This window comes from Klebsiella sp. JN_Kp126, from assembly GCF_033843325.1.
Lineage (GTDB): Bacteria > Pseudomonadota > Gammaproteobacteria > Enterobacterales > Enterobacteriaceae > Klebsiella > Klebsiella michiganensis.
In genome coordinates, this window is the sequence record NZ_JAWXQV010000092.1 from 18,559 (window position 1) to 40,117 (window position 21,559).

19 protein-coding genes are annotated in these 21,559 nt (G+C 57.4%); 16 read left to right on the plus strand and 3 right to left on the minus strand.

The genetic code is table 11. The features are described from left to right. The first annotated feature begins 772 nt into the window (after positions 1–772). Positions 773–1,075 (plus strand): hypothetical protein, encoded by a 303-nt coding sequence (locus SIK97_RS25265; protein WP_025107169.1) that lies wholly within the window; start codon positions 773–775, stop codon positions 1,073–1,075. A 102-nt stretch (positions 1,076–1,177) separates the two neighbouring features. On the opposite strand, the gene SIK97_RS25270 is transcribed toward SIK97_RS25265, so the two are convergent. After that, entirely contained in the window at positions 1,178–1,936 is a 759-nt protein-coding gene (locus SIK97_RS25270) for an IclR family transcriptional regulator C-terminal domain-containing protein (protein ID WP_032748248.1), read from the minus strand. Positions 1,937–2,089: 153 nt separating this feature from the next. Here SIK97_RS25270 and SIK97_RS25275 point away from each other — a divergent pair, with 153 nt between their 5' ends. The 9 genes from SIK97_RS25275 to SIK97_RS25315 all read left to right on the plus strand — a co-directional run bounded on the left by SIK97_RS25275 (position 2,090) and on the right by SIK97_RS25315 (position 13,490). Continuing rightward, positions 2,090–2,911 carry a shikimate dehydrogenase family protein gene (locus SIK97_RS25275; protein ID WP_032748247.1) on the plus strand — a complete coding sequence of 274 codons (822 nt, stop codon included), beginning with the start codon at positions 2,090–2,092 and terminating at the stop codon, positions 2,909–2,911. Then, on the plus strand, positions 2,908–4,584 hold the full coding sequence (locus tag SIK97_RS25280; RefSeq protein WP_057173901.1) for an FAD-dependent oxidoreductase: 1,677 nt from the start codon (positions 2,908–2,910) through the stop codon (positions 4,582–4,584). Before SIK97_RS25275 ends, SIK97_RS25280 begins: the two co-directional genes overlap by 4 nt. A 13-nt stretch (positions 4,585–4,597) precedes the next feature. Next, positions 4,598–4,918, plus strand: a complete 321-nt coding sequence (locus SIK97_RS25285; RefSeq protein ID WP_004133454.1) for an NIPSNAP family protein — start codon at positions 4,598–4,600, stop codon at positions 4,916–4,918. Between the two features lie 10 nt (positions 4,919–4,928). Beyond that, entirely contained in the window at positions 4,929–6,632 is a 1,704-nt protein-coding gene (locus SIK97_RS25290; RefSeq protein ID WP_057173900.1) for an FAD-dependent oxidoreductase, read from the plus strand. A gap of 65 nt (positions 6,633–6,697) precedes the next feature. After that, positions 6,698–7,516, plus strand: a complete 819-nt coding sequence (locus SIK97_RS25295; RefSeq protein ID WP_057173899.1) for a sugar phosphate isomerase/epimerase family protein — start codon at positions 6,698–6,700, stop codon at positions 7,514–7,516. A 10-nt stretch (positions 7,517–7,526) separates the two neighbouring features. Then, positions 7,527–8,891 carry an MFS transporter gene (locus tag SIK97_RS25300; RefSeq protein ID WP_154970912.1) on the plus strand — a complete coding sequence of 455 codons (1,365 nt, stop codon included), beginning with the start codon at positions 7,527–7,529 and terminating at the stop codon, positions 8,889–8,891. Between the two features lie 407 nt (positions 8,892–9,298). Next, positions 9,299–10,699 carry an MFS transporter gene (locus tag SIK97_RS25305; RefSeq protein WP_057173897.1) on the plus strand — a complete coding sequence of 467 codons (1,401 nt, stop codon included), beginning with the start codon at positions 9,299–9,301 and terminating at the stop codon, positions 10,697–10,699. 92 nt (positions 10,700–10,791) lie between these two features. Then, the gene (locus tag SIK97_RS25310) at positions 10,792–11,970 is read left to right on the plus strand and encodes a Gfo/Idh/MocA family protein (protein ID WP_047724313.1); all 1,179 of its coding nucleotides are present in this window, start codon (positions 10,792–10,794) and stop codon (positions 11,968–11,970) included. Between the two features lie 155 nt (positions 11,971–12,125). Further along, positions 12,126–13,490, plus strand: coding sequence for an MFS transporter (locus SIK97_RS25315; protein WP_047724314.1), 1,365 nt, complete (start codon positions 12,126–12,128; stop codon positions 13,488–13,490). A gap of 103 nt (positions 13,491–13,593) precedes the next feature. On the opposite strand, the gene SIK97_RS25320 is transcribed toward SIK97_RS25315, so the two are convergent. Then, entirely contained in the window at positions 13,594–14,085 is a 492-nt protein-coding gene (locus tag SIK97_RS25320) for a YajQ family cyclic di-GMP-binding protein (protein WP_004129715.1), read from the minus strand. 142 nt (positions 14,086–14,227) lie between these two features. Between SIK97_RS25320 and panE the strand changes: the two genes are divergently transcribed. Both panE and yajL read left to right on the plus strand, forming a co-directional pair. After that, positions 14,228–15,139, plus strand: coding sequence for a 2-dehydropantoate 2-reductase (panE, locus tag SIK97_RS25325; protein WP_049081053.1), 912 nt, complete (start codon positions 14,228–14,230; stop codon positions 15,137–15,139). Beyond that, a complete protein-coding gene (yajL, locus tag SIK97_RS25330) occupies positions 15,102–15,692 on the plus strand; it encodes a protein deglycase YajL (RefSeq protein ID WP_049081055.1) in 591 nt (196 codons plus the stop codon). Before panE ends, yajL begins: the two co-directional genes overlap by 38 nt. Before the next feature lie 57 nt (positions 15,693–15,749). On the opposite strand, the gene thiI is transcribed toward yajL, so the two are convergent. Beyond that, positions 15,750–17,198, minus strand: coding sequence for a tRNA uracil 4-sulfurtransferase ThiI (gene thiI, locus SIK97_RS25335; protein WP_014228166.1), 1,449 nt, complete (start codon positions 17,196–17,198; stop codon positions 15,750–15,752). Between the two features lie 213 nt (positions 17,199–17,411). On the opposite strand from thiI, the gene xseB reads away from it, so the two are divergent. From xseB to SIK97_RS25355, 4 genes are read left to right on the plus strand one after another with little or no spacing between them, the layout of a single operon-like run. Then, the gene (xseB, locus tag SIK97_RS25340; RefSeq protein ID WP_004099468.1) at positions 17,412–17,654 is read left to right on the plus strand and encodes an exodeoxyribonuclease VII small subunit; all 243 of its coding nucleotides are present in this window, start codon (positions 17,412–17,414) and stop codon (positions 17,652–17,654) included. Then, positions 17,655–18,554 carry a (2E,6E)-farnesyl diphosphate synthase gene (gene ispA / locus SIK97_RS25345; RefSeq protein ID WP_004848218.1) on the plus strand — a complete coding sequence of 300 codons (900 nt, stop codon included), beginning with the start codon at positions 17,655–17,657 and terminating at the stop codon, positions 18,552–18,554. Positions 18,555–18,572: 18 nt separating this feature from the next. Beyond that, on the plus strand, positions 18,573–20,435 hold the full coding sequence (dxs, locus tag SIK97_RS25350; protein WP_025107179.1) for a 1-deoxy-D-xylulose-5-phosphate synthase: 1,863 nt from the start codon (positions 18,573–18,575) through the stop codon (positions 20,433–20,435). 60 nt (positions 20,436–20,495) lie between these two features. Next, on the plus strand, positions 20,496–21,470 hold the full coding sequence (locus SIK97_RS25355) for an aldo/keto reductase (protein WP_014228165.1): 975 nt from the start codon (positions 20,496–20,498) through the stop codon (positions 21,468–21,470). Positions 21,471–21,559 lie beyond the last annotated feature (89 nt).

Here is a 21,559-nt window from a genome sequence, read left to right on the forward strand (position 1 = left end):
GTTTTAACGCTGGTACTGTCAATAAAATGAGCACTATATACCGGCTAATGATTCCGTTGTTTAACGAATCATCGCTAAGCACGGTTTTCCCACTGCGGTCGGCAATGGTATCTTTGAGATATGAATCCCGCCGCCGCGCTACCCCGTACGGCGCCGAGTGGTTTAGCTGCATATATACGGTAAATAAATTTATTGTGCGCAAAATAGTATAAGAGATATATCGCGAAATTTTTGTTTCGTCGAACGCTGACGTCATTCGGGTTAGCAAACCATAGACAGGCTCTCGTTCATTCAGCGGGCTGCGCTTCCTTCATTCCCGGTGGGCGAATGTGAAATCGAAAATTAACATATTAACGTGAGGTATGGTGCCAGGGTGATGTTCTCTTGCCCTCCCCTCCTCCGCACGAACAGGCGGTCTTTTGCCATGAATATTTTTCTCTCCGGTTCATATAGCATCTCTATTGAACAATAGTAAAGTTTTCAATGAAAAAAAAGCTGTCCGTCTTATTTCCGCCTGCAACCACTTTCAGCGCGTTTTTCTTTATAAGGCCCTCATGCAATTTCACATTAAAGCCAGATGTGCCGAATAAAAAATTCATACTCATGGCTTACGCCGTTATCTCTGAAGAAAACTTCATTTTATTAAATTTGTATGAAATTGAATATTTCACATATTAATACTCTGGATTAACATAATTTAAGAGTGTTAGTATTTCTTCCGTGGGTAAGAGACCCACTAATAAAAATTAATCAAACTTAACAAGGAATACCAATGAAAGAATTAACTATTGGCGAAATGGAATCTATTTCTGGTGGTTTTAATGTGTTCGGCAGCATTGCTAACAGCATTTCCAGCATTATTAATAATACAGCAAGCCATCTGAGCGATTTTATTACCTCCGCAGGTGCTACCATCGCCAATGCCATCGTTAACGATACCATTGCGTTCGGTGATTACCTGAGCGGCACATCTACGTGGCAGGATTTCGTTGCCTCAAGCAACGAAAACTGGAGCAATTCTGTGCACGACCTGTCGGGCGAGTGGAACACTTTCACTAACAGCGTCACCGCCTAATATCGGTTCGTCATTCTCAGGGCAGGATTCTTCCTGCCCTTTTTTTTGCCTACCGTAAGCTCTCTCGGCACAAGGATGAGTGAATCGTCTGCGCCTTTGGTTTTAACCCACCAGCATCGCCTGAGCGCTATAGAGCAAATCCAGATGATCGCGGCATAGTGCCTCAATCGAGGTTCTTGACTGATGGCTGGTTAAACTCAGCGCTCCCCAGTAGAGCCCTTCCCGATCTGACAGCGGCACGGCCAGGACCAGCATGCCAATTTCAAACTCCTGCTCAATCGCGGCGTATCCCTGGCGACGAACCTGAGCGATCTTTTCCATTAACGCCGCCACGTCCGTCACCGTATAGGGCGTACGCTGCTCGCGGCGGATCCGCTGCAAAACGGTTTCACACTCGGTTTCCGCTAAGGAAGCCAGCCATAGTCGCCCTCCGGCGGTACAGTAAATCGGCACTCTCTCCCCCAGACGCACTGAAGTCGAGTTAAACGGCGTGTGTTTACTGCGGGCGATATACACCAGCTCGTCATCATCTATCACGCCGACCGAAGCGTGCTCTTCCGTCCGACTGGCGATGTACTCCACGATCGGTCGTACCATGCGTGGGAACTGCGCCGAATCGACATACGCCTGCCCCAACCTTAACGCTTTAGGCGTTAGCCAGTAATGACGTCCGTCGGTTTGCAGATAGCGCTCGTGCAGCAGGGTAAGGAAAAAGCGCCGCGCGGCGCTTTGCGTCAGGCCGCTCATTTTCGCCGCCTGCGGCACGGTGAGCCGGGGGAACTCTTTTGAAAATAGCTGGATCAGCGCCAGCCCTTTTTGCAGGCCGACGATCAGATCGCGGGTATGAATCTGGTTTTGCATACTTGTTCACACTTTAGCAACAATACAATCAGTTTAGCGCGATTATCGCAGTGGTAGTGCGATTAACAACCAGTATGGCCGAATTCTGCGTTGTCGCTCTCAGCTTCCGCTGAAATACTTTCACAACATTCATTTAACAAAATGAGGTTTGAAATGGTCAGTGGATTCACTCAGGTCGTCGCCGTCATCGGCCACCCTATTACCCAGGTTAAGTCGCCGGAGAATTTCAACCGCTTCTTTGCTGACCAGCAGTTGGACAGCGTGATGATCCCGGTTGATATCGCCCCCGAAGCCGTTGCTGACTTTCTGCAGGCCCTGCGCGGCTGGCACAACATGAGCGGCGTCCTGGTCACCGTTCCGCACAAACAGCGGGCCGCCGCCCTGGTCGACGAGTTAACCCCGCGAGCTCAGCACCTCAATGCCATTAACGTCATCCGTAAGCTGGCCGATGGCCGTTTACAGGGCGATATGCTAGACGGCGTCGGTTTTCAGCTTGCCGCAGAGGCGCACGGCTTTAGCGCCGCCGGTAAAAAGGGGCTGCTCTCCGGCTGCGGCGGTGTGGGCAGCGCTATCGCGTGGGGGCTTTGCGAAGCGGGTATCCGCCAGCTGGCCCTTTATGATCAGAATCCCGCCACCCTTCAGCTGCTGCATAACCGGCTGGCCACCCATTTTCCGCACGTTCATCTCGTCGACCTGCCCGCTACGCTTGCCGGCCTGGATTTGCTGGTGAATGGTTCCCCGGCGGGAATGGCCGGTTTCGAGCCGTTGCCGCTGCCGCAGACGCTGCTGGAAACCCTTCCGCTATCCACGCATGTCGCCGACGTGGTGACCGCCCCGATCATCACCCCGCTCCTCGCCTTCGCCCGGGATCGCGGCTGCGCGATCCAGACCGGGCCGGAGATGGCGCTGGCGCAGATGAAACTGATGGGGCAATTCATCGGCGCCATCGCGCAGGAACAAGGAGCGGCGGCATGAAAAGCTGGGATGTCATCGTTATCGGCAGCGGCGCCGCAGGTTTTGCCGCGGCGGTGACCGCCAGCTGTAAGGGACTGTCGGTGCTGATGCTGGAAAAAGCCCCGCTGTTTGGCGGCACCTCCGCCATTTCCGGCGGCGCGGTGTGGATCCACGATAGCGATCAGGCGCGGAAAATGGCCGTGGGCGGCAGCCCGCAGGCCATCGAAACCTATCTGCGGACGATTATCGGTGAGCCTCATTATCGTCAGGATCTGGTGGATGCCTTTATCGCTTCAGGGCGCGAGGCGCTGGCGTTTCTTGAAAAAGAGGGCGCGGTGAAATATAGCCTGCGCCCGCTCTCTCCGGATTATTACCCGGATGAGCCCGGCGCCGTCGATGTCGGGCGGGCGCTCGAGGTGGTGGAGTTTGACGGACGGGAACTGGGTGCGCATTTTCGCGACCTCCGCTCTCCCCCACCGGGAATGCTGCTGTTTGGCGGGATGATGGTTAACCGGGTTGATATCCAGCACTTTCTCGATATGCGCCGCTCCCCGCGCTCGTTCGCGCACTGCGGCAGACTGTTGCTGCGCTTCGGTCGCGATCGCCTGCGGTACCCTCGCGGTACCCGCCTGGCGATGGGCAACGCGCTGATCGCCCGCATGGCGACGCTCGCCTTTCGCAAAGGTATGCAGCTCAGGCTCAACGTCAACGTGCTTTCGCTGAGCGAACGCAATGGCGAGGTGACCGGCGTAGAAATTGAGCACGAGGGACAAAAGCAGGCCCTTGAAGCCCGCTGCGGGGTGGTACTGGCGGCGGGTGGTTTTGCCGCAGGCAGGCTGGCTGAACGCTATCGCCCCCAGACCCGCGAGCACTACACCATGTCCCCCGCCGCCAACGACGGCGCCGCGCTGCGCCTTGCCGCCGCGGTCAATGCCCGGGAAGGGGCTGACCTGCCGTCTAACTTTTTCTGGGCGCCGGTCTCGGTTTTACAGCATCCCGACGGCACGCAAGAGCGCTTCCCTCATCTGGTCACCGATCGCGCCAAACCTGGAGTGATTGCCGTCAACCAGCGCGCGGTGCGCTTCGTGAACGAATCTAACTCTTATCACCACTTCGCCAGCGCCATGCAAAGCCGGGCAGAAAATGCGCCCTGCTTTCTGATTTGCGACGCCCTGGCCATGAAGCGCTACGGCCTCGGCCTGGCGCGCCCTGCCCCGGTCAATAATGACGCGCTGGTGAAAGCGGGCTATCTGCATAAGGCCGATACGCTGCCTGAACTGGCGCAGCGGCTCGGCCTGGATCCGCAGACGCTCGCTGACACGGTGGCTCGCTACAACCGCGACGCCGCTCAGGGCCTCGACCCGGCGTTCACCAAAGGCGGCAACAGCTATAACCGCGCGATGGGCGACCCCGGCCACCGGCCAAACGCCTGTAACGCTCCGCTGACCCGCGCGCCGTTTTATGCCGTCACCCTCTATACCGGCGATCTCGGTACCTCGCGCGGCCTGGTCACTACCGCCGATGCTCAGGTCATTAACCAGCACGGTGAACCGATTAAAGGCCTCTATGCCGTGGGTAATGATATGGATTCGATGATGGCCGGAACCTACCCCGGCCCAGGTATTACGCTCGGCCCGGCGCTCACCTTCGGCTATCTCTCAGCCAGCCATATGGCGCAACAACACGCACTATAAACAGGAGAAAATCATGATCTATGAAAAACGCACCTACACCATCAATCCGCTGAAAATGGCCGACTGGCTGGCGCTGTACAAAAGCGATGCTTACGCCGTGCAAACCGAGCACCTCGGTAAGCTCATCGGCTTCTTTTTTACCGAAATTGGCGTGGTCAATCAGGTGGTGCATATCTGGGCCTATGAAAGTCTGGACGATCGCCTGGCGCGTCGGGCGCGCATGGCGCAGGACGAACGCTGGCTGACGTTCTCGCGCAAAAACCGCGAGCTGGCCGCCGTCGAGCGTCTGGAGTCGGTGCTTCTGCGCCCCACTGATTTTTCACCACTGCAATAAGGAGAGGGTCATGAGCGGGCAGATGAACGTGGATGTTCTGGTCGTCGGCTCCGGCGCGGCGGGGCTCTCTGCCGCCGTCACCGCCGCGCTCGGCGGCGCCAGCGTACTGGTTGCGGAGAAAGAGTCGGTCATTGGCGGCACCAGCGCCTGGTCCGGCGGCTGGCTGTGGATCCCGCGTAACCCGCTGGCTCGTGAAGAAGGGATTGAAGAAGAGCCGGGCGCGCCGCTCGCTTATTTACGCCATGAAATGGACGGTGAGCCTGCCGATGCGCGTCTGCTTGCCTTCTTACAGTACGGACCGGAGATGATCGACTTTTTCCGCCGCCGTACCGCCGTGCAGTTTCTTTCCGGCAGCAAAATGCCCGATTTTCACGCTTCACCGGGCGCTGCGCTGGGCGGCCGCTCGGTCACGGCGCAGCCTTTTGACGGACGGCTGCTGGGCGACTGGCTGCATCGCCTGCGGCCTCCGCTGGAGACCATCAGCCTTGCGGGTATGGGCATTGCCGGCGGCACGGATATGGCGCACTTTTTCAACGCGACCCGCTCACCTGGCTCGGCGCTGTATGCGACCCGCCGCCTGCTGCGTCACGGCTGGCAGCGGCTGCGCGCCGGTCGCGGACAGCATCTGGTTAACGGCAACGCGCTGGTCGCCCGCCTGCTGCGTTCGGCGCTGGATGCGGGGGTTAATTTTCAGCTTAACGCGCCGGTAGAACGTCTGCTTGCCGACAACAACGGCGTTGCAGGCGCGATATTACGCAGCGACGACAGCGCGCTGAAGGTTCGCGCCGGCGCGGTGATCCTCGCCTGCGGAGGCTTTCCTCACGACAGGCAGCGTCTGGCCGAAAATGTGCCGCACGCCGCCAGCGGCTACGGCCACTTCTCCGCCGCGCCCCCGAGCAATCAGGGGGATGGCATTCGGCTCGGCGAAGCGGTCGGCGGCCAGTTTGATACCTCACTCAGGCACGCCATGGCCTGGGCGCCGGTGTCGCGCGTTACCCTCGCCAGCGGACTGCAGCTGCCGTTCCCGCATCTGGTTGAGCGCGCCAAGCCCGGCTTTATTGCCGTGTTGCCCAACGGTAAACGCTTCACCAATGAAGCCGACTCTTATCATGATTTTATTGCCGCGCTGCTGGACGCGACGCCGCCGGACGAAACGCCGCAGGCGTGGCTAATTGCCGACGGCCGTGCGCTGCGGCGCTACGGATTGGGCCATGCTCGCCCCTTCCCGTTTACCCCCGAGGCCTGGCGACGGACCGGCTATCTGTACGTCGGTGAGACGCCGGAAGCGCTGGCGAAAACATGCGCCATCAATCCGCAGCAGCTAACGGAAACGATCGCCCGGTTTAACGGCTTTGTAGACCAGGGAGAGGATAAGGATTTTCAGCGCGGCGCCTCGGCCTATAACCGCGCGCAGGGTGACGCCAGCCGCTCGCCCCACCCCACGCTCGGGAAACTCAGCCATGGGCCTTTTTATGCGGTACGTATATTGCCCGGCTCGCTGGGTTCCTTCAGTGGACTAATCACCGATGAAAATGCCCGTGTTCTCAACGCGCAGCGGCAGCCGATCCAGGGGCTTTTCGCCATCGGCAACGATATGTCGAGCGTGATGCGGGGATTCTATCCCAGCGGCGGTATCACGCTGGGTCCGGCCATGACTTTTGGCTATCTGGTCGGAAAAAACCTGGCAGAAAATCTCAATAAAACAACGCAGTAAAAGCATTCCACCAGGGACGGCAATACGCATAACAACAATCACCTGCAACTGTACTGGAGTCCTTTATGAACATGCGAACCCTCTCACTCGCCGCGCTTACCCTCCTCGACGTTCCGCCGCCGGAACAGGTACGCATTGCGGCCCAGGCCGGATTCACCCACGTTGGTCTGCGCCTGCTTCCCGCAACCCCGTCAGATCCGGATTACGACATGCTCGGCGACACCGCCGCCGTACGCGATACCCTGGCGGCGCTGATGGAAACCGGCGTTCGCGTTTCGGACGTTGAGATCGTCCGCCTGACGCCCGATTTTTCAGTGGACGCTCGTTTGCAGCTTTTTCTTACTACCGCCGCGCGCCTTGGCGCAAAGCAAGTTTTAGTGGCAGGAAACGATGATAACCGCGCGCGCAGCGCGGGAAATCTCGCCCGGCTTGCCGAAGCCGGCCAGGAGCATGGATTAACCATGAACCTGGAGCCCATGCCCTGGACCCACCTGCGCACCATTGCCGAAGCCCGGGCGCTCATCACCGCCAGCGGCCGCAGCGATATCGGTATTTTGATTGACGCTATTCACTTCTGGCGGGCCGGCGAATCCCTGTCCACGATCGCGGCGCTACCGCAAAATTGCCTCAACTATATGCAGCTTTGCGATGCCTCACCGCAACCACCCGCTGACGAGCAGGAGCTGATTTACCAGGCCCGCGCCGCGCGCCAGGTCCCCGGCGAAGGCGGACTCGACCTGCACGGTCTGATGGCGGCGCTTCCGGCCACGCTGCCGGTATCCATCGAGGTCCCGCTAAGCGGCGATCGGGGTGCGCTGCCGCCGCTCGCTCGCGCTCAGCTGCTGTTTAACGCCGCGCAGTCCTACCTGCGCCCTTGCGCATAAGGAGAGTCCCATGACACAGACTCAACGCCTGGACGTCAGGGAGTTAATCAACGCCAATCCGCTAAGCCGCTTTCAGAAGCTGGTGGTGTTTTTAGGCTTCTGCGTTATCGCGCTGGACGGCTTTGATATCGCCATCATGGGATTTATCGCCCCGACGCTGAAGCAGGAATGGGGAGTAAGCAATCACCAACTCGGTTTTGTCATCAGCGCCGCGCTGATAGGCCTGGCGCTGGGGGCCATTTTCTCCGGGCCGCTCGCCGACTGGCTGGGACGGAAAAAAATTATCATTAATAGCGTCTTCTTCTTCGGCTTCTGGACCATCGCCACCGCCCTTTCACAAAATATTGAGCAGATGATGGTTTTCCGCTTCCTGACCGGGCTGGGATTAGGCGCCGCCATGCCGAATATCGGCACCCTGGTGTCAGAGTATGCGCCGGAGCGCCAGCGCTCGTTCCTGATTACGATTATTTTTTGCGGCTTCACCTTTGGCGCGGCGGCGGGCGGTTTCTCCGCATCCTGGCTAATCCCGCAGTTTGGCTGGCACTCGCTGATGCTGCTTGGCGGGCTCCTCCCGCTGCTGTTCGCTCCGGTCCTGATCTGGCTGTTACCGGAATCGGTGCGTTTTCTGGTCGTTAAGCGCGCGCCTGCCGAACGTATTCGGCGGATTATGCAACGCCTCTATCCGGGACAAATCCCCGATGAGGCCGAGTTCAGCCTCCCGGCCCAGCCCGTCCAGGCAAATGCCATGCGCATCGTTCTCTCCCGCCAGTATCGCTTCGGTTCGATGATGCTCTGGCTGGTTTACTTTATGGGGCTTTTTTTGGTTTACCTCCTCGGCAGCTGGCTACCGACGATGGTAAAAGAGGTGGGCTTAACGGTCGGCCAGGCGGCGGTAATGACCGCAATGTACCAGGCTGGGGGAACCCTTGGCTCGCTGTTTGCGGGCTGGCTAATGGACCGGATCAACCCACATCGGGCGCTCGGGTTGATTTACGCGGTTGGCGGCCTGTTTACGATGGCGATGGGCTATGCCGCGGCAAGCTTTGCGCTCATCTGCCTGCTGGCGTTTATCAGCGGAGCCTGCTTAAACGGCGCCAATACCGGCATGAACGCGCTCTCCGCCCGCTACTATCCTACCGAAGCACGGGCTACCGGCTCCAGCTGGATGCACGGCGTTGGCCGCATGGGCGCGATCCTGAGCGCCTTTGCCGGGGCGGAGATGCTGGCGCTGAATATCAGCTTCGAAAGCGTTTTCCTGATCCTTGGCATTCCCGCCGCGATAACCGTCGCCGGGCTGGCGGCCAAAGGTATTTTCGCGGCTGGCCCGTCGGCAAGGGCCACCGCGTCAACCTCGCCCGTCAGAAGTACATTTTAAACGTTGACGCTAAGGCAGGCGTGTTTCAAAAACACGCCTGCCCAAAAAAGAAACATTAATTTCATTTAAATGAGAAATGAAAAATAAAAATGCCATGCAGTATCGATTCACTTCACAAAATCACAGCGCAAAATCATTAAATACATACAATAAACAAATCAAACATCGTTCAGAAAAACACTTAATAACCTTATCAATCAGAATGGCTTGATAGCTGTAGCCCAAAAATTTACGGCTCAATTTTTACGGTTTTTCGATCCGCCTCGCATATACAGAAATTAAATTCCAAACAAGCATTGAAATGAAATAAATATTTCCTTATGTTCTGGCTGATATTCAGGATAAGGTCGTGCCGGTGGAACTGGCGCAGAGGTCCTGACTTGTCCTTCCAGACAAAGGAATTGACCATGAGTGAACAGCAGATTCTTCTCTCTCCCGCGGCAGCACGCGGCGATAAGCTAAGCTGGGCTACCCGAATCGCTTACGGCGGCGGCGATACCGCCTGTAACGTCGTTTTCGGCATGATCAGCACGGTTTTAACCCTGTTTTATACCGACTATGTCGGCATCAGCATCGCCACCGTTGGCCTGGTGATGCTGATCTCACGTCTGTTTGACGGCGTTTCCGATGTCATCATGGGCCTGATGGTGGAACGTACGAACTCTCGCTGGGGTAAATCACGCCCCTGGCTGCTGTGGATGAGCGTGCCCTACGCCGTATCGGCAATTTTACTGTTCACCGTCCCGCAGACCACCGGCACGCTGCAGTTTCTCTATCTGCTGGTCGCCTATAACTTCTGCACCACCGTGTGCTATACCGCCATCAACCTCCCCTACGGCAGCCTCTCTGCGATGATGACCCGCGCCTCCTGGGAAAGGGATATGCTCAGCATCACCCGAATGTCGATGTCGCCTTTTGGTCGTATTCTCGCCGTTGCCTGCACTTTGCCGCTGGTGAAGTACTTTGGCGACGATCAGGCGGCGTGGATCAAAACCATGTCTATTTGGGCTTTTCTGGCGCTGCTGTTGCTGCTGTTTTGCTTTTATAAATGCGAAGAAAAGGTGGTCATCAAAGCGCGAGAAAAACAGGGAAACGTACCGGTAAAAACCCAGCTTTCCGCGCTTTTTCGTAACCAGTACTTCTGGGCCAGCGCCATCCTGTGGACCGCGCAAAGCGTGTACTACACCGTGGTAGGGATCGCGCTGCCTTACTACTGCCGCTACGTGCTCGGCGACGATACCTTCTATAGCTCCATTTTCGTTGCCGAAACCGCCTGCATTATTATTTTCACCTTCCTGAGCTCCGTGCCCATCCGCAAATACGGTAAACGCAACGTTGCCCTCTGCGGCATCGTACTGGCGACCATCGGCCAGGTGCTGTTTATGTTTAACTCTGATGATTACCACTGGGCGCTGGCAAACGCGATTATTCGCGGTATTGGCTTCGCCCCGCTGAACGCCGTGCTGTTCGGATTCTGCGGCGATGCCGTCGAATTCGGCCAGTGGAAAACGCGCGTCAGACAGGAAGGGATGATCTTCTCCGCCGGTTCCGTTGGGACGAAACTCGGCGCAGGTATTGCCGCCGCGGTTATCTCCGGCCTGCTGAGCATGGCGGGTTACGTCAGCTCCAGCAGCGGATCCGGCGTTCAGCCGCAAAGCGCTATCGACATGATTAACCACGTTTATCTCTACGGCTCTTTCTTCCTGTGGATCGTGGTCATTATCACCCTGCTGTTTTATCGCCTGGATAAGCAATACCCGCAGATCATGCATGACCTGAAAGAACGCGAAGCCCGTGGCGAGATGTAAAACCTTAGAACCAGGCCCGCGCTCGGCGAGCGCGGGTACACAGAAGAACATCTGAAATCCGTAGGATCTCTATCATTGAGGAGTGCACCATCATGTTAAACGGCATGAAACCCTTATCCCGCTCCCTGCGCTGGGGCATGGTCGGCGGCGGCGGCACCAGCCAGATTGGCTACAGCCACCGCTGTGCGGCGCTTCGCGACAACGTCTTTACTCTGCTCGCCGGCGCGCTTGATATCGATGCCGAGCGCGGTCGTCAATTCGGCGAGCAGCTCGGCATCGCTCCTGAACGCTGCTACGCCGATTACCAAACGCTGTTCGCGGAGGAGGCCAAACGCCCTGACGGCATTGAAGCCGTATCGGTCACTACGCCGAACAATACTCACTTCGCTATCACTAAAGCGGCGCTTGAAGCCGGGCTGCACGTTATTTGCGAAAAACCGCTGTGCTTTACCGCCGACGAAGCGCGCGAGCTGCTGGCGCTAAGCAAAAAGCAGAATAAAATTATCGGCGTCACGTACGGTTATGCCGGACACCAGATGATCCAGCAGGCGCGGCAGATGATAGCGGAAGGGATGCTCGGCGAGATCCGCATTATTAATATGCAGTTCGCCCACGGTTTTCATAATGAAGCCGTTGAGCTGCAGGCTGAATCCACCCGCTGGCGGGTAACGCCCAAATATGCCGGCCCTAGCTATGTGCTGGGGGATCTGGCAACCCACCCGCTATTTATTGCCGAGACGATGGTGCCGAACCTGAACATCACCCGCCTGATGTGCGCGCGTCAAAGCTTCGTCAAATCTCGCGCGCCGCTGGAAGATAACGCCTTTGTGCTGATGGAATATAACAACGGCGCCGTTGGCTCACTGTGGACCAGCGCGGTCAACAGCGGCGCGATGCACTCGCAAAAAGTCCGCGTTATTGGCGAAAAAGCCAGCATCGAATGGTGGGATGAGCGTCCAAATCAGCTCAGCTATGAGGTACAGGGCGAACCGGCCCGCGTCCTCGAGCGCGGGATGCCCTATCTCAGCCAGCAGGCGCTGGCGGACGACCGCATTGGCGGCGGTCACCCTGAAGGGCTGTTCGAGGCGTGGGCCAACCTCTATCGCCGCTACGCTATCGCCATCGACGCGATGGATCGCGGGGACCAGGCGTTCCTGGAGACCTTCTGGTATCCGGACGTCGAAGCCGGTCTTCACGGCGTTTACTGGGTTGAGCAGTGCGTCAAATCCGCCGACGCAGGCGGCCAGTGGGTTGACTTTAACTGCCAATAACCGCTGAACACCAGTGGAGGCCCCTCCACTGGTTTTTTCTTTCTACCGTACTCACCTCATCATGCAACACAGTCGTAATATCTGTTAAACAAACATTTATTTACGCTTCTGTTTCCCCCCACTACACTATGCGCAGTTTTTATATTGAGGTGGTAATGAACGATAATAAAATGACGCCAGGCGAACTGCGTGCGACCTGGGGTTTGGGGACCGTATTCTCTTTGCGCATGCTTGGCATGTTTATGGTCCTGCCGGTTCTGACCACTTACGGCATGGCGTTACAGGGCGCAAGCGAAGCCCTTATCGGACTGGCAATTGGTATTTACGGGCTGGCCCAGGCGCTATTCCAGATACCTTTCGGGCTGCTTTCTGACCGCATTGGCCGTAAGCCGCTGATCGTCGGCGGCCTGTTAATCTTCGTTCTCGGCAGCGTTATCGCCGCGCTTTCTGACTCTATCTGGGGCATTATTCTTGGCCGCGCGCTGCAGGGCTCCGGGGCGATTGCCGCCGCGGTCATGGCGCTGCTTTCCGATTTAACCCGCGAGCAAAACCGCACTAAAGCCATGGCGTTTATCGGCGTCAGCTTTGGCGTCACCTTTGCTATCGCCATGGTTCTCGGGCCTGTCGTTACCCACCAGCTCGGCCTGCACGCCCTGTTCTGGATGATTGCTGTTCTGGCGACGCTCGGCATCCTGCTGACGCTATGGGTGGTGCCGAACAGCCAGAATCACGTGCTGAACCGCGAGTCCGGTATGGTGAAAGGCTGCTTTAGCAAAGTGCTTGCCGAGCCAAAACTCCTGAAGCTCAATTTCGGCATTATGTGCCTGCATATCATGCTGATGTCCACGTTTGTCGCTCTGCCGGGCCAGCTTGAGGCCGCCGGTTTCCCCGCCGCCGAGCACTGGAAAATCTATCTGGTCACCATGCTGGTCTCATTTGTCGCAGTGGTGCCGTTTATTATCTACGCCGAAGTGAAGCGCAAAATGAAGCGCGTCTTTCTGCTGTGCGTCGCCATCCTGCTGATTGCTGAAATCGTACTCTGGGGGGCCGGAGGCTATTTCTGGGAGCTGGTCGCCGGCGTTCAGCTATTTTTCCTCGCGTTTAACCTGCTGGAAGCGCTGCTGCCGTCGTTGATCAGCAAAGAATCACCGGCCGGATATAAAGGCACCGCGATGGGCATTTACTCCACCAGCCAGTTCCTTGGCGTGGCCATCGGCGGAGCGCTCGGCGGCTGGGTGGATGGCTTTTTTGATTCGCAAACCGTCTTCCTGCTCGGCGCCCTGCTGGCGATGCTGTGGCTGCTGGTGGCCAGCACCATGAGCGAGCCGCCGTACGTTAGCAGCCTGCGGGTCGAGATCCCGGAGGATATCGCCGCGGACAAAATGCTCGAGGCGCGCTTACGGGCTAAAGAGGGCGTCAAAGAGGTGCTGGTGATTAGCGAAGAGCGTTCGGTGTATATCAAAATCGACAGCAAGATCACTAACCGCTTTGAAATTGAGCAGGCAATCAAAGGGATATAAAAGCGAGCACCTTTGTTCAGGCAGGCAAAAACGGTTCTGAGCGGTGCTTTGTGTCCTGCCGGGCGGCGGCTAACGCCGTGCCCGGCCGACAGACGGGACTCTTTTAATCGCGGAAGTTTTTGAACTGGAACGGCTGGCCTAAATCACCGCCGCGCACCAGCGCCATAACCGCCTGCAGGTCGTCGCGAGATTTACCGGTAACGCGAATCTCTTCGCCCTGGATCTGCGCCTGTACTTTCAGCTTGCTGTCTTTAATCAGCTTGACGATTTTTTTCTGCGTCGCGCTCTCAATGCCCTGCTTCAGCTTCGCATCGACAAACCAGGTTTTACCGCTGTGCACGAACTCGTCCGGCACTTCGATAGAACTGCCCTCAATTCCGCGTTTCAGCAGCTTGGCGCGCAGAATATCCAACAGCTGGTTAATCTGGAAATCAGACTCGCTGAGGACCTTGATGGTCTCGTTTTTTTCGTTCAGCTCAAAGCTCGCTTCGACGTTACGGAAATCAAAACGCGATTCAACTTCGCGGGTCGCGTTCTCTACGGCGTTTCGAACTTCCTGAAGATCGACTTCAGAGACAATATCGAAAGATGGCATCTTTTCCTCTCCTTCAGTTTCTTTTGCGTTGCATAATACCCGCAACGCGACATAACTCAACTTGTTATCCCGAAAGGATAACTGATAACGCTATACTTTAGCCATGAGCACCTGATGCAGCACTCACAGGTGAGGAGGAATAATGAAAGTAACCGTACTCGGATGCGGTGCACTGGGACAGTTATGGCTAACTGCGCTGTACAAACACGGACATGAAGTCCAGGGCTGGTTACGCGTCCCACAGCCATTCTGTAGCGTCAATGTGATTGAAACCGACGGCAGCGTGTTTAATGAATCTTTTACCGCTAACGATCCTGATTTTCTCGCCAGCAGCGACCTGCTGCTGGTCACCCTCAAAGCCTGGCAGGTCTCTAACGCGGTAAAAAACCTGAGCGCCATCCTGCCGTCGTCAGTACCTGTTCTGCTCATGCACAACGGTATGGGTACCGTTGACGAGCTTAAGAGCCTCAAACAGCCGCTGCTTCTGGCTTCGACAACGCAGGCGGCCCGCCGCGACGGCAACGTGATCGTCCACGTCGCCAACGGCACCAGCCATATTGGCCCGGCGAAAGCCTACCCTGAGGATTATAGCTATCTCGCCGATGTACTGCAGAGCGTGCTGCCCGACGTCGCCTGGCATAACAATATCTACCCCGCGACCTGGAGCAAGCTGGCGGTAAACTGTGTGATTAACCCGCTGACGGCGTTAAAAAACTGTCAGAACGGCGATTTACGCGAATACCCGCAGGAGGTCGCCGCGATTTGTTATGAAGTTGCGGCGGTGATGGATCGCGAGGGGATGCATACCTCGCCGGAAAACCTGTTATTCTATGTACATCAGGTTATTGAAAGTACGGCAGAAAATACCTCCTCCATGCTGCAGGATATTCTCGCCCAGCGCCATACGGAAATCGACTATATCACCGGTTTTCTGCTAAAGCGTGCTCGAGCCCACGGTATCGCCGTACCTGAAAATACCCGTCTGTTTGAACTGGTAAAGCGTAAGGAGAATGAATATGAGCGCGTCGGCACTGATTTGCCTCGCCCCTGGTAGCGAAGAGACCGAAGCGGTCACCACCATCGATTTACTCGTTCGTGGCGGCATAAAGGTCACGACCGCCAGCGTTGCCAGCGATGGTAGCCTGACCATTGTCTGCTCGCGCGGCGTTAAGCTGCTGGCCGATGCGCCGCTGGTCGAAGTGGCCGATGGCGACTTCGATATCCTTGTTCTGCCCGGCGGCATTAAGGGTGCGGAGTGCTTTCGCGACAGCCCGCTGCTGGTTGAAACAGTACGTCAATTCCATCTTTCCGGGCGCATCGTTGCGGCGATTTGCGCCGCGGCGCCGACCGTGCTGGTGCCGCACAACCTTTTCCCCATCGGCAATATGACCGGCTTTCCGGCGCTGAAAGAACGTATCCCCGCCGAGCAGTGGCAGGATAAGCGCGTCGTCTGGGACGCTCGCGTTAAGCTGCTCACCAGCCAGGGGCCGGGAACCTCAATTGATTTCGCCTTGAAGATGATCGACCTGCTGGTTGGACGCGAAAAAGCGCACGAAGTCGCTTCACAGCTGGTGATGGCGGCAGGAATTTATAACTACTACGAATAAATGCAAAACGGCAACCCAGGGTTGCCGTTTTCATGATTGCGCCTTGCTCCTGAAGAACTAGGGGCGATATACCTTCACGTTTTCAAAGCCCTGCTCGCGCAGATACAGCGCCTGCAGGCGGCTCATGACCCCACGCTCGCACCACAGCAGCCAGGTTTTACTCTGGTCGAGATCGCCAAATTTGGTGCTCAGCTTATAGAACGGCAGAGAAACCACGTCCACGCCTTCCACCTTCAGCGGCTTATCGTCCTGCTCGTCGATAGAGCGGATATCGAGGATCGCGTCGTCAGGGCCAAAACCGCTGACGGTTTCCACTTCCACTACGTCCTGCTCGGTCTGCTGAGCGATATCGCGGATATCAATGTTGCTCGCTTCCGCCACCACTTTCTCAAGGATGCTGAAATCGAAGTGCTCTTCTTCCGCCTCGATCTTCGCCTTCACCGCTTTCACGGTGGGGCTCTTCGAGATAACGCCGCAGTATTCCGGCATGGTGCGGGCAAAATCTTCGGTGCCGATTTCACGCGCGAGGTCAATAATGTGCTCTTTATCGTGCGAAATCAGCGGACGCAGAATCAGCGTATCCGAGACGTTGTCGATCAGGCGCAGGTTGGTCAGCGTCTGGCTGGAAACCTGGCCTAACGCCTCGCCGGTGACCAGCGCCTGGACGCCGTAGCGCTCGGCGACTTTTGACGCCGCGCGCACCATCATCCGCTTGAGCACCACGCCCATCTGACCGTCGTCGACTTTCTCCAGGATCTCACCCACCACCGGCTCGAAGTTAATCGCCACGAAGCGCACGCGGTGTGAGCTGCCGAAGCGGTTCCACAGATAGTGCGCGACCTGACGCACGCCGATTTCATGGGCCGCGCCGCCGAGGTTAAAGAAGCAGTAATGCACGCGGCAGCCGCGGCGCATCAGCATATAGCTGGAAACGCCGGAGTCGAAACCGCCGGAAATGAGCGACAGCACGTCTTCCTGGGTGCCGATCGGGAAACCGCCGATACCTTCGTAGCGCCCTTTAACCAGCAGCAGGCGATCGTTTTCGATCTCGAGGTTAACCGTCACATCAGGGTCGGTCAGCTTCACTCGCGCCGTTTCAATATGCTGGTTCAAACCGCCGCCGACGTAGCGCTCCACTTCGATTGAGGTAAACTCATGCTTACCGCGACGCTTAACGCGCACGCAGAACGTTTTACCTTCCAGCGCGTCACGCCACAGCGGCAGCGTCTGCTCGAAAATATCGTGCAGAGAGGTATAAGGAACGTCTTCGACTTCCAGAATATGGTGGATACCGGGGATACGGGTCAGGGCATCGCGAATAGCCGGACGCTGGTTTTCATCCTTCGCCCGGACCTCGATATGATCCCAGTGACGAACGACGGCAAGCGTCTCATCATAGTTTTTGAGAACGTTACGAATGTTCCCGGTTAAAATTTTAATGAAGCGCAATCGCACAGATTGGCTTTTGATGGTGATTTCCGGGAACAATTTAATGATAAACTTCATGGCGACACTATTCGTTGGCAAGCCCGTCGTTGGCAAGCCCGACGGGGCTTTAAGCATAAAAAGTTGTACAGGCGCGACTGGCGTCTGCATCCAGGGCGCGGAGTATACCACTATTGGACGCTTTTCACCTGGCATTGCGCGTTATTTGATTAACCGCGCGACTTCGTTACCATATTGATAGCCATCGAGACATTACAAGAGTCTATATTCACTATGCCAAAGAAAAATGAGGCCCCGGCCAGCTTTGAAACCGCCCTGGGCGAGCTGGAGCAAATTGTTAATCGTCTGGAAAGCGGCTCGCTGCCGTTAGAAGAAGCGCTCGGCGAATTCGAGCGCGGGATCCAGCTGGCGCGCCAGGGGCAGGCAAAGCTGCAGCAGGCCGAACAGCGCGTACAAATTCTGCTGGCGGATAGCGAAGACGCGCCGCTTACCCCTTTTACGCCGGACGCTGAATAAATGGACTTCCCGCAACAGCTACAGGCGTGCGTCGAGCAGGCTAACGAAGCGCTGCGCCGTTTTATCGCTCCGCAGCCCTTTCAGAACACTCCGCTGGTCGAAGCCATGCAGTATGGCGCACTATTAGGCGGCAAACGCCTGCGCCCGTTCCTGGTTTACGCGACCGGCGATATGTTTGGCGTTAGCCGCGCTACGCTGGATGCCCCTGCCGCCGCCGTCGAATGCATCCATGCCTATTCGCTGATGCACGATGATCTCCCGGCGATGGACGATGACGATTTACGCCGCGGCCAGCCGACCTGCCATATAAAATTCGGCGAAGCGAACGCAATTCTTGCCGGAGACGCCCTACAAACGCTGGCGTTTTCTATACTGAGTGATGCGCCGATGCCGGAAGTGCCGGATCGCGATCGCCTGGCGATGATTTCTGAGCTGGCCCAGGCCAGCGGCATCGCGGGTATGTGCGGCGGTCAGGCGCTGGATCTGGAAGCGGAAGGCCATCAGGTTGATCTGACGTCGCTGGAGCGAATTCACCGCCATAAGACCGGCGCGTTGATTCGCGCCGCGGTACGAATGGGCGCGCTGAGCGCAGGTGAAGCCGGACGCAGGGCGCTACCCGCTCTCGATCGATACGCCGAGAACATCGGTCTCGCCTTCCAGGTCCAGGATGACATTCTCGACGTGGTAGGGGATACTGCCACACTTGGCAAACGTCAGGGAGCCGACCAGCAGCTGGGCAAAAGTACCTACCCCGCCCTTTTGGGACTCGAGCAAGCCCGGAAAAAGGCCTTTGACCTGATTACCGACGCCCGCCGGTCGTTAACTGAGCTGGCCGCGCAATCTCTGGATACCACGGCACTGGAAGCGCTCGCGAATTACATAATTCAGCGTGATAAATAAACAATAAATGAGTCTCTGATGAGTTTTGATATTGCCAAATACCCGACCCTGGCGCTGGTGGATTCCACCCAGGAGTTGCGTTTGTTGCCGAAAGATAGCCTGCCGAAACTGTGCGACGAACTGCGGCGTTATCTGCTGGACAGCGTCAGCCGCTCCAGCGGACACTTTGCCTCCGGGCTCGGTACGGTAGAACTAACCGTGGCGCTGCATTACGTCTACAACACGCCTTTCGATCGCCTGATCTGGGACGTCGGCCACCAGGCTTACCCGCATAAAATTCTGACCGGACGCCGCGATCGGATTGGCACCATCCGCCAGAAAGGCGGGCTGCACCCCTTCCCGTGGCGCGGAGAAAGCGAGTATGACGTCCTGAGCGTCGGCCACTCGTCGACCTCCATCTCTGCCGGAATCGGCATAGCTATCGCCGCAGCCAAAGAGGATAAGCAGCGCCGCGCGGTTTGCGTAATCGGCGACGGGGCGATAACCGCCGGGATGGCGTTTGAAGCGATGAACCACGCTGGCGATATCAAACCCGATCTGCTGGTGGTGCTCAACGACAACGAAATGTCGATCTCCGAGAACGTCGGTGCGCTAAACAATCATCTGGCGCAGCTGCTCTCCGGCAAACTCTACTCCACGCTGCGCGAAGGCGGCAAAAAGGTCTTCTCTGGCGTGCCGCCGATTAAAGAGCTGCTCAAACGCACCGAGGAACATATCAAAGGGATGGTGGTTCCGGGGACCCTGTTTGAAGAGCTGGGCTTTAACTACATTGGGCCGGTGGACGGTCATGATGTTATCGGTCTGGTAAATACGCTGAAGAATATGCGCGACCTGAAAGGGCCGCAGTTCCTGCATATTATGACCAAAAAAGGCCGCGGCTATGAGCCCGCCGAAAAAGACCCGATCACCTTCCACGCGGTGCCAAAATTCGATCACACCAGCGGCGTGCTGCCGAAAAGCAGCGGCGGCCTGCCCTCTTACTCGAAAATCTTTGGCGACTGGCTGTGCGAAACCGCTGCGAAAGATGACAAGCTGATGGCCGTCACGCCAGCGATGCGCGAAGGTTCAGGGATGGTCGAGTTCTCGAAAAAATACCCCGACCAGTATTTCGACGTGGCCATTGCCGAGCAGCACGCGGTGACCTTTGCCGCCGGCCTGGCGATCGGCGGCTATAAGCCGGTGGTGGCGATCTACTCCACCTTCCTGCAGCGCGCCTACGATCAGGTGATTCACGATGTCGCCATCCAGAAGCTGCCGGTGCTGTTCGCTATCGACCGTGCGGGTATCGTCGGCGCCGATGGGCAAACCCATCAGGGCGCGTTTGATATCTCCTTCCTGCGCTGCATTCCTGACATGGTCATCATGACCCCCAGCGATGAGAACGAGTGCCGCCAGATGCTGTATACCGGTTATCACTACAACGACGGCCCGAGCGCGGTGCGCTATCCGCGCGGCTCCGGTACCGGCGCGGCCTTTGAACCGCTAGCCTCGCTGCCTATCGGGAAAGGCGTAGTGAAACGCGAAGGTGAAAAAATCGCGATTCTGAACTTCGGCACGCTGCTGCCGCAGGCGGCAAAAGTCGCGGAAAAGCTTAACGCCACCCTGGTGGATATGCGCTTTGCCAAACCGCTGGATGAAGCGCTGGTGCTACAGCTGGCCGCAGAACACGAAGTGCTGGTCACCCTGGAAGAGAATGCCATTATGGGCGGTGCGGGCAGCGGCGTGAATGAGCTGCTGATGTCCCGCCGCCGCGCGATTCCTGTGCTCAATCTCGGCCTGCCTGATTTCTTTATCCCGCAGGGAACCCAGGAAGAAGCGCACGCCGACCTCGGCCTGGACGCCGCCGGAATAGAAGCCAAAATCCACGCCTGGCTGGCATAATTGCCGCCACCGCTCCTGCTATGCTTAAAGGATACCCTTTACCCGTAGCAGGAGCGCACTATGCACTATATCCCTCTTGGCGATACCGATCTCCGCGTTTCCCGACTCTGCCTCGGCTGTATGACCTTTGGCGAACCGGACCGCGGTAACCATGCATGGACCTTACCGGAAGAGAGCAGCCGCCCGCTGATAAAATACGCCCTCGAGGGCGGCATTAACTTCTTCGACACCTCGAATAACTACTCTGACGGCAGCAGCGAAGAGATCCTCGGGCGCGCGCTGCGTGAGTATGCCCGTCGCGATTCCGTGATCGTCGCCACCAAGGTTTACCATCAGGTGGGCGATCTGCCGCAGGGACTGTCGCGCGCGCAGATCCTGCGCTCCATTGACGACAGCCTGCGCCGCCTCGGCATGGAGTATGTCGATCTGCTGCAAATTCATCGCTGGGATTACACCACGCCCATTGAAGAAACTCTCGAAGCGCTAAACGACGTCGTCAAGGCGGGTAAAGCCCGCTATATCGGAGCATCGTCAATGCATGCCCGCCAGTTTGCCCAGGCGTTAGCGCTACAGCGGCAGAATAACTGGGCCCGCTTCGTCACCATGCAGGATCACTACAATCTGATTTATCGTGAAGAAGAAAACGAAATGCTGCCGCTGTGCAGCCGTGAAGGCGTCGCGGTGATGCCGTGGAGTCCGCTGGCGCGCGGTCGCCTGACCCGTCCGTGGGGGGAAACCACCGCCCGTCTGGTATCCGATGAAGTCGGTAAGGCGCTTTACAATGCCACTGATGAGAATGATGAACTGATTGCGACAAACCTGGCCGAAGTCGCGGAAGAGCTTGACGCCAACCGCGCGCAGGTGGCTCTGGCCTGGCTATTGAGCAAGCCGGGCGTGGCCGCGCCGATTATCGGCGCCTCAAGGCAGGAGCAGCTGGATGAGCTGCTGCATGCGGTCGATTTAACGCTGACGCCGGATCAGATTGAAAAGCTGGAGACGCCGTATAAACCGCACCCGATTGTGGGGTTCAAGTAACGCGCGGTTCCCTGCCGATTCCCGGCTCGCGCTGCGCTTAGCCGGGCTACAGGTTCACCAGCATCTGCGGACGACGAGTTCACCACCGC

Coding starts and splice junctions, on each gene's coding strand:
- SIK97_RS25285 (WP_004133454.1), top strand. CDS start 4,598: ATGATCTATGAAAAACGCACCTACACCATCAATCCGCTGAAAATGGCC.
- SIK97_RS25290 (WP_057173900.1), top strand. CDS start 4,929: ATGAGCGGGCAGATGAACGTGGATGTTCTGGTCGTCGGCTCCGGCGCG.
- dxs (WP_025107179.1), top strand. CDS start 18,573: ATGAGTTTTGATATTGCCAAATACCCGACCCTGGCGCTGGTGGATTCC.
- SIK97_RS25280 (WP_057173901.1), top strand. CDS start 2,908: ATGAAAAGCTGGGATGTCATCGTTATCGGCAGCGGCGCCGCAGGTTTT.
- SIK97_RS25265 (WP_025107169.1), top strand. CDS start 773: ATGAAAGAATTAACTATTGGCGAAATGGAATCTATTTCTGGTGGTTTT.
- SIK97_RS25305 (WP_057173897.1), top strand. CDS start 9,299: ATGAGTGAACAGCAGATTCTTCTCTCTCCCGCGGCAGCACGCGGCGAT.
- SIK97_RS25270 (WP_032748248.1), bottom strand. CDS start 1,936: ATGCAAAACCAGATTCATACCCGCGATCTGATCGTCGGCCTGCAAAAA.
- SIK97_RS25295 (WP_057173899.1), top strand. CDS start 6,698: ATGAACATGCGAACCCTCTCACTCGCCGCGCTTACCCTCCTCGACGTT.
- SIK97_RS25300 (WP_154970912.1), top strand. CDS start 7,527: ATGACACAGACTCAACGCCTGGACGTCAGGGAGTTAATCAACGCCAAT.
- panE (WP_049081053.1), top strand. CDS start 14,228: ATGAAAGTAACCGTACTCGGATGCGGTGCACTGGGACAGTTATGGCTA.
- SIK97_RS25320 (WP_004129715.1), bottom strand. CDS start 14,085: ATGCCATCTTTCGATATTGTCTCTGAAGTCGATCTTCAGGAAGTTCGA.
- yajL (WP_049081055.1), top strand. CDS start 15,102: ATGAGCGCGTCGGCACTGATTTGCCTCGCCCCTGGTAGCGAAGAGACC.
- ispA (WP_004848218.1), top strand. CDS start 17,655: ATGGACTTCCCGCAACAGCTACAGGCGTGCGTCGAGCAGGCTAACGAA.
- SIK97_RS25355 (WP_014228165.1), top strand. CDS start 20,496: ATGCACTATATCCCTCTTGGCGATACCGATCTCCGCGTTTCCCGACTC.
- xseB (WP_004099468.1), top strand. CDS start 17,412: ATGCCAAAGAAAAATGAGGCCCCGGCCAGCTTTGAAACCGCCCTGGGC.
- SIK97_RS25310 (WP_047724313.1), top strand. CDS start 10,792: ATGTTAAACGGCATGAAACCCTTATCCCGCTCCCTGCGCTGGGGCATG.
- SIK97_RS25315 (WP_047724314.1), top strand. CDS start 12,126: ATGAACGATAATAAAATGACGCCAGGCGAACTGCGTGCGACCTGGGGT.
- thiI (WP_014228166.1), bottom strand. CDS start 17,198: ATGAAGTTTATCATTAAATTGTTCCCGGAAATCACCATCAAAAGCCAA.
- SIK97_RS25275 (WP_032748247.1), top strand. CDS start 2,090: ATGGTCAGTGGATTCACTCAGGTCGTCGCCGTCATCGGCCACCCTATT.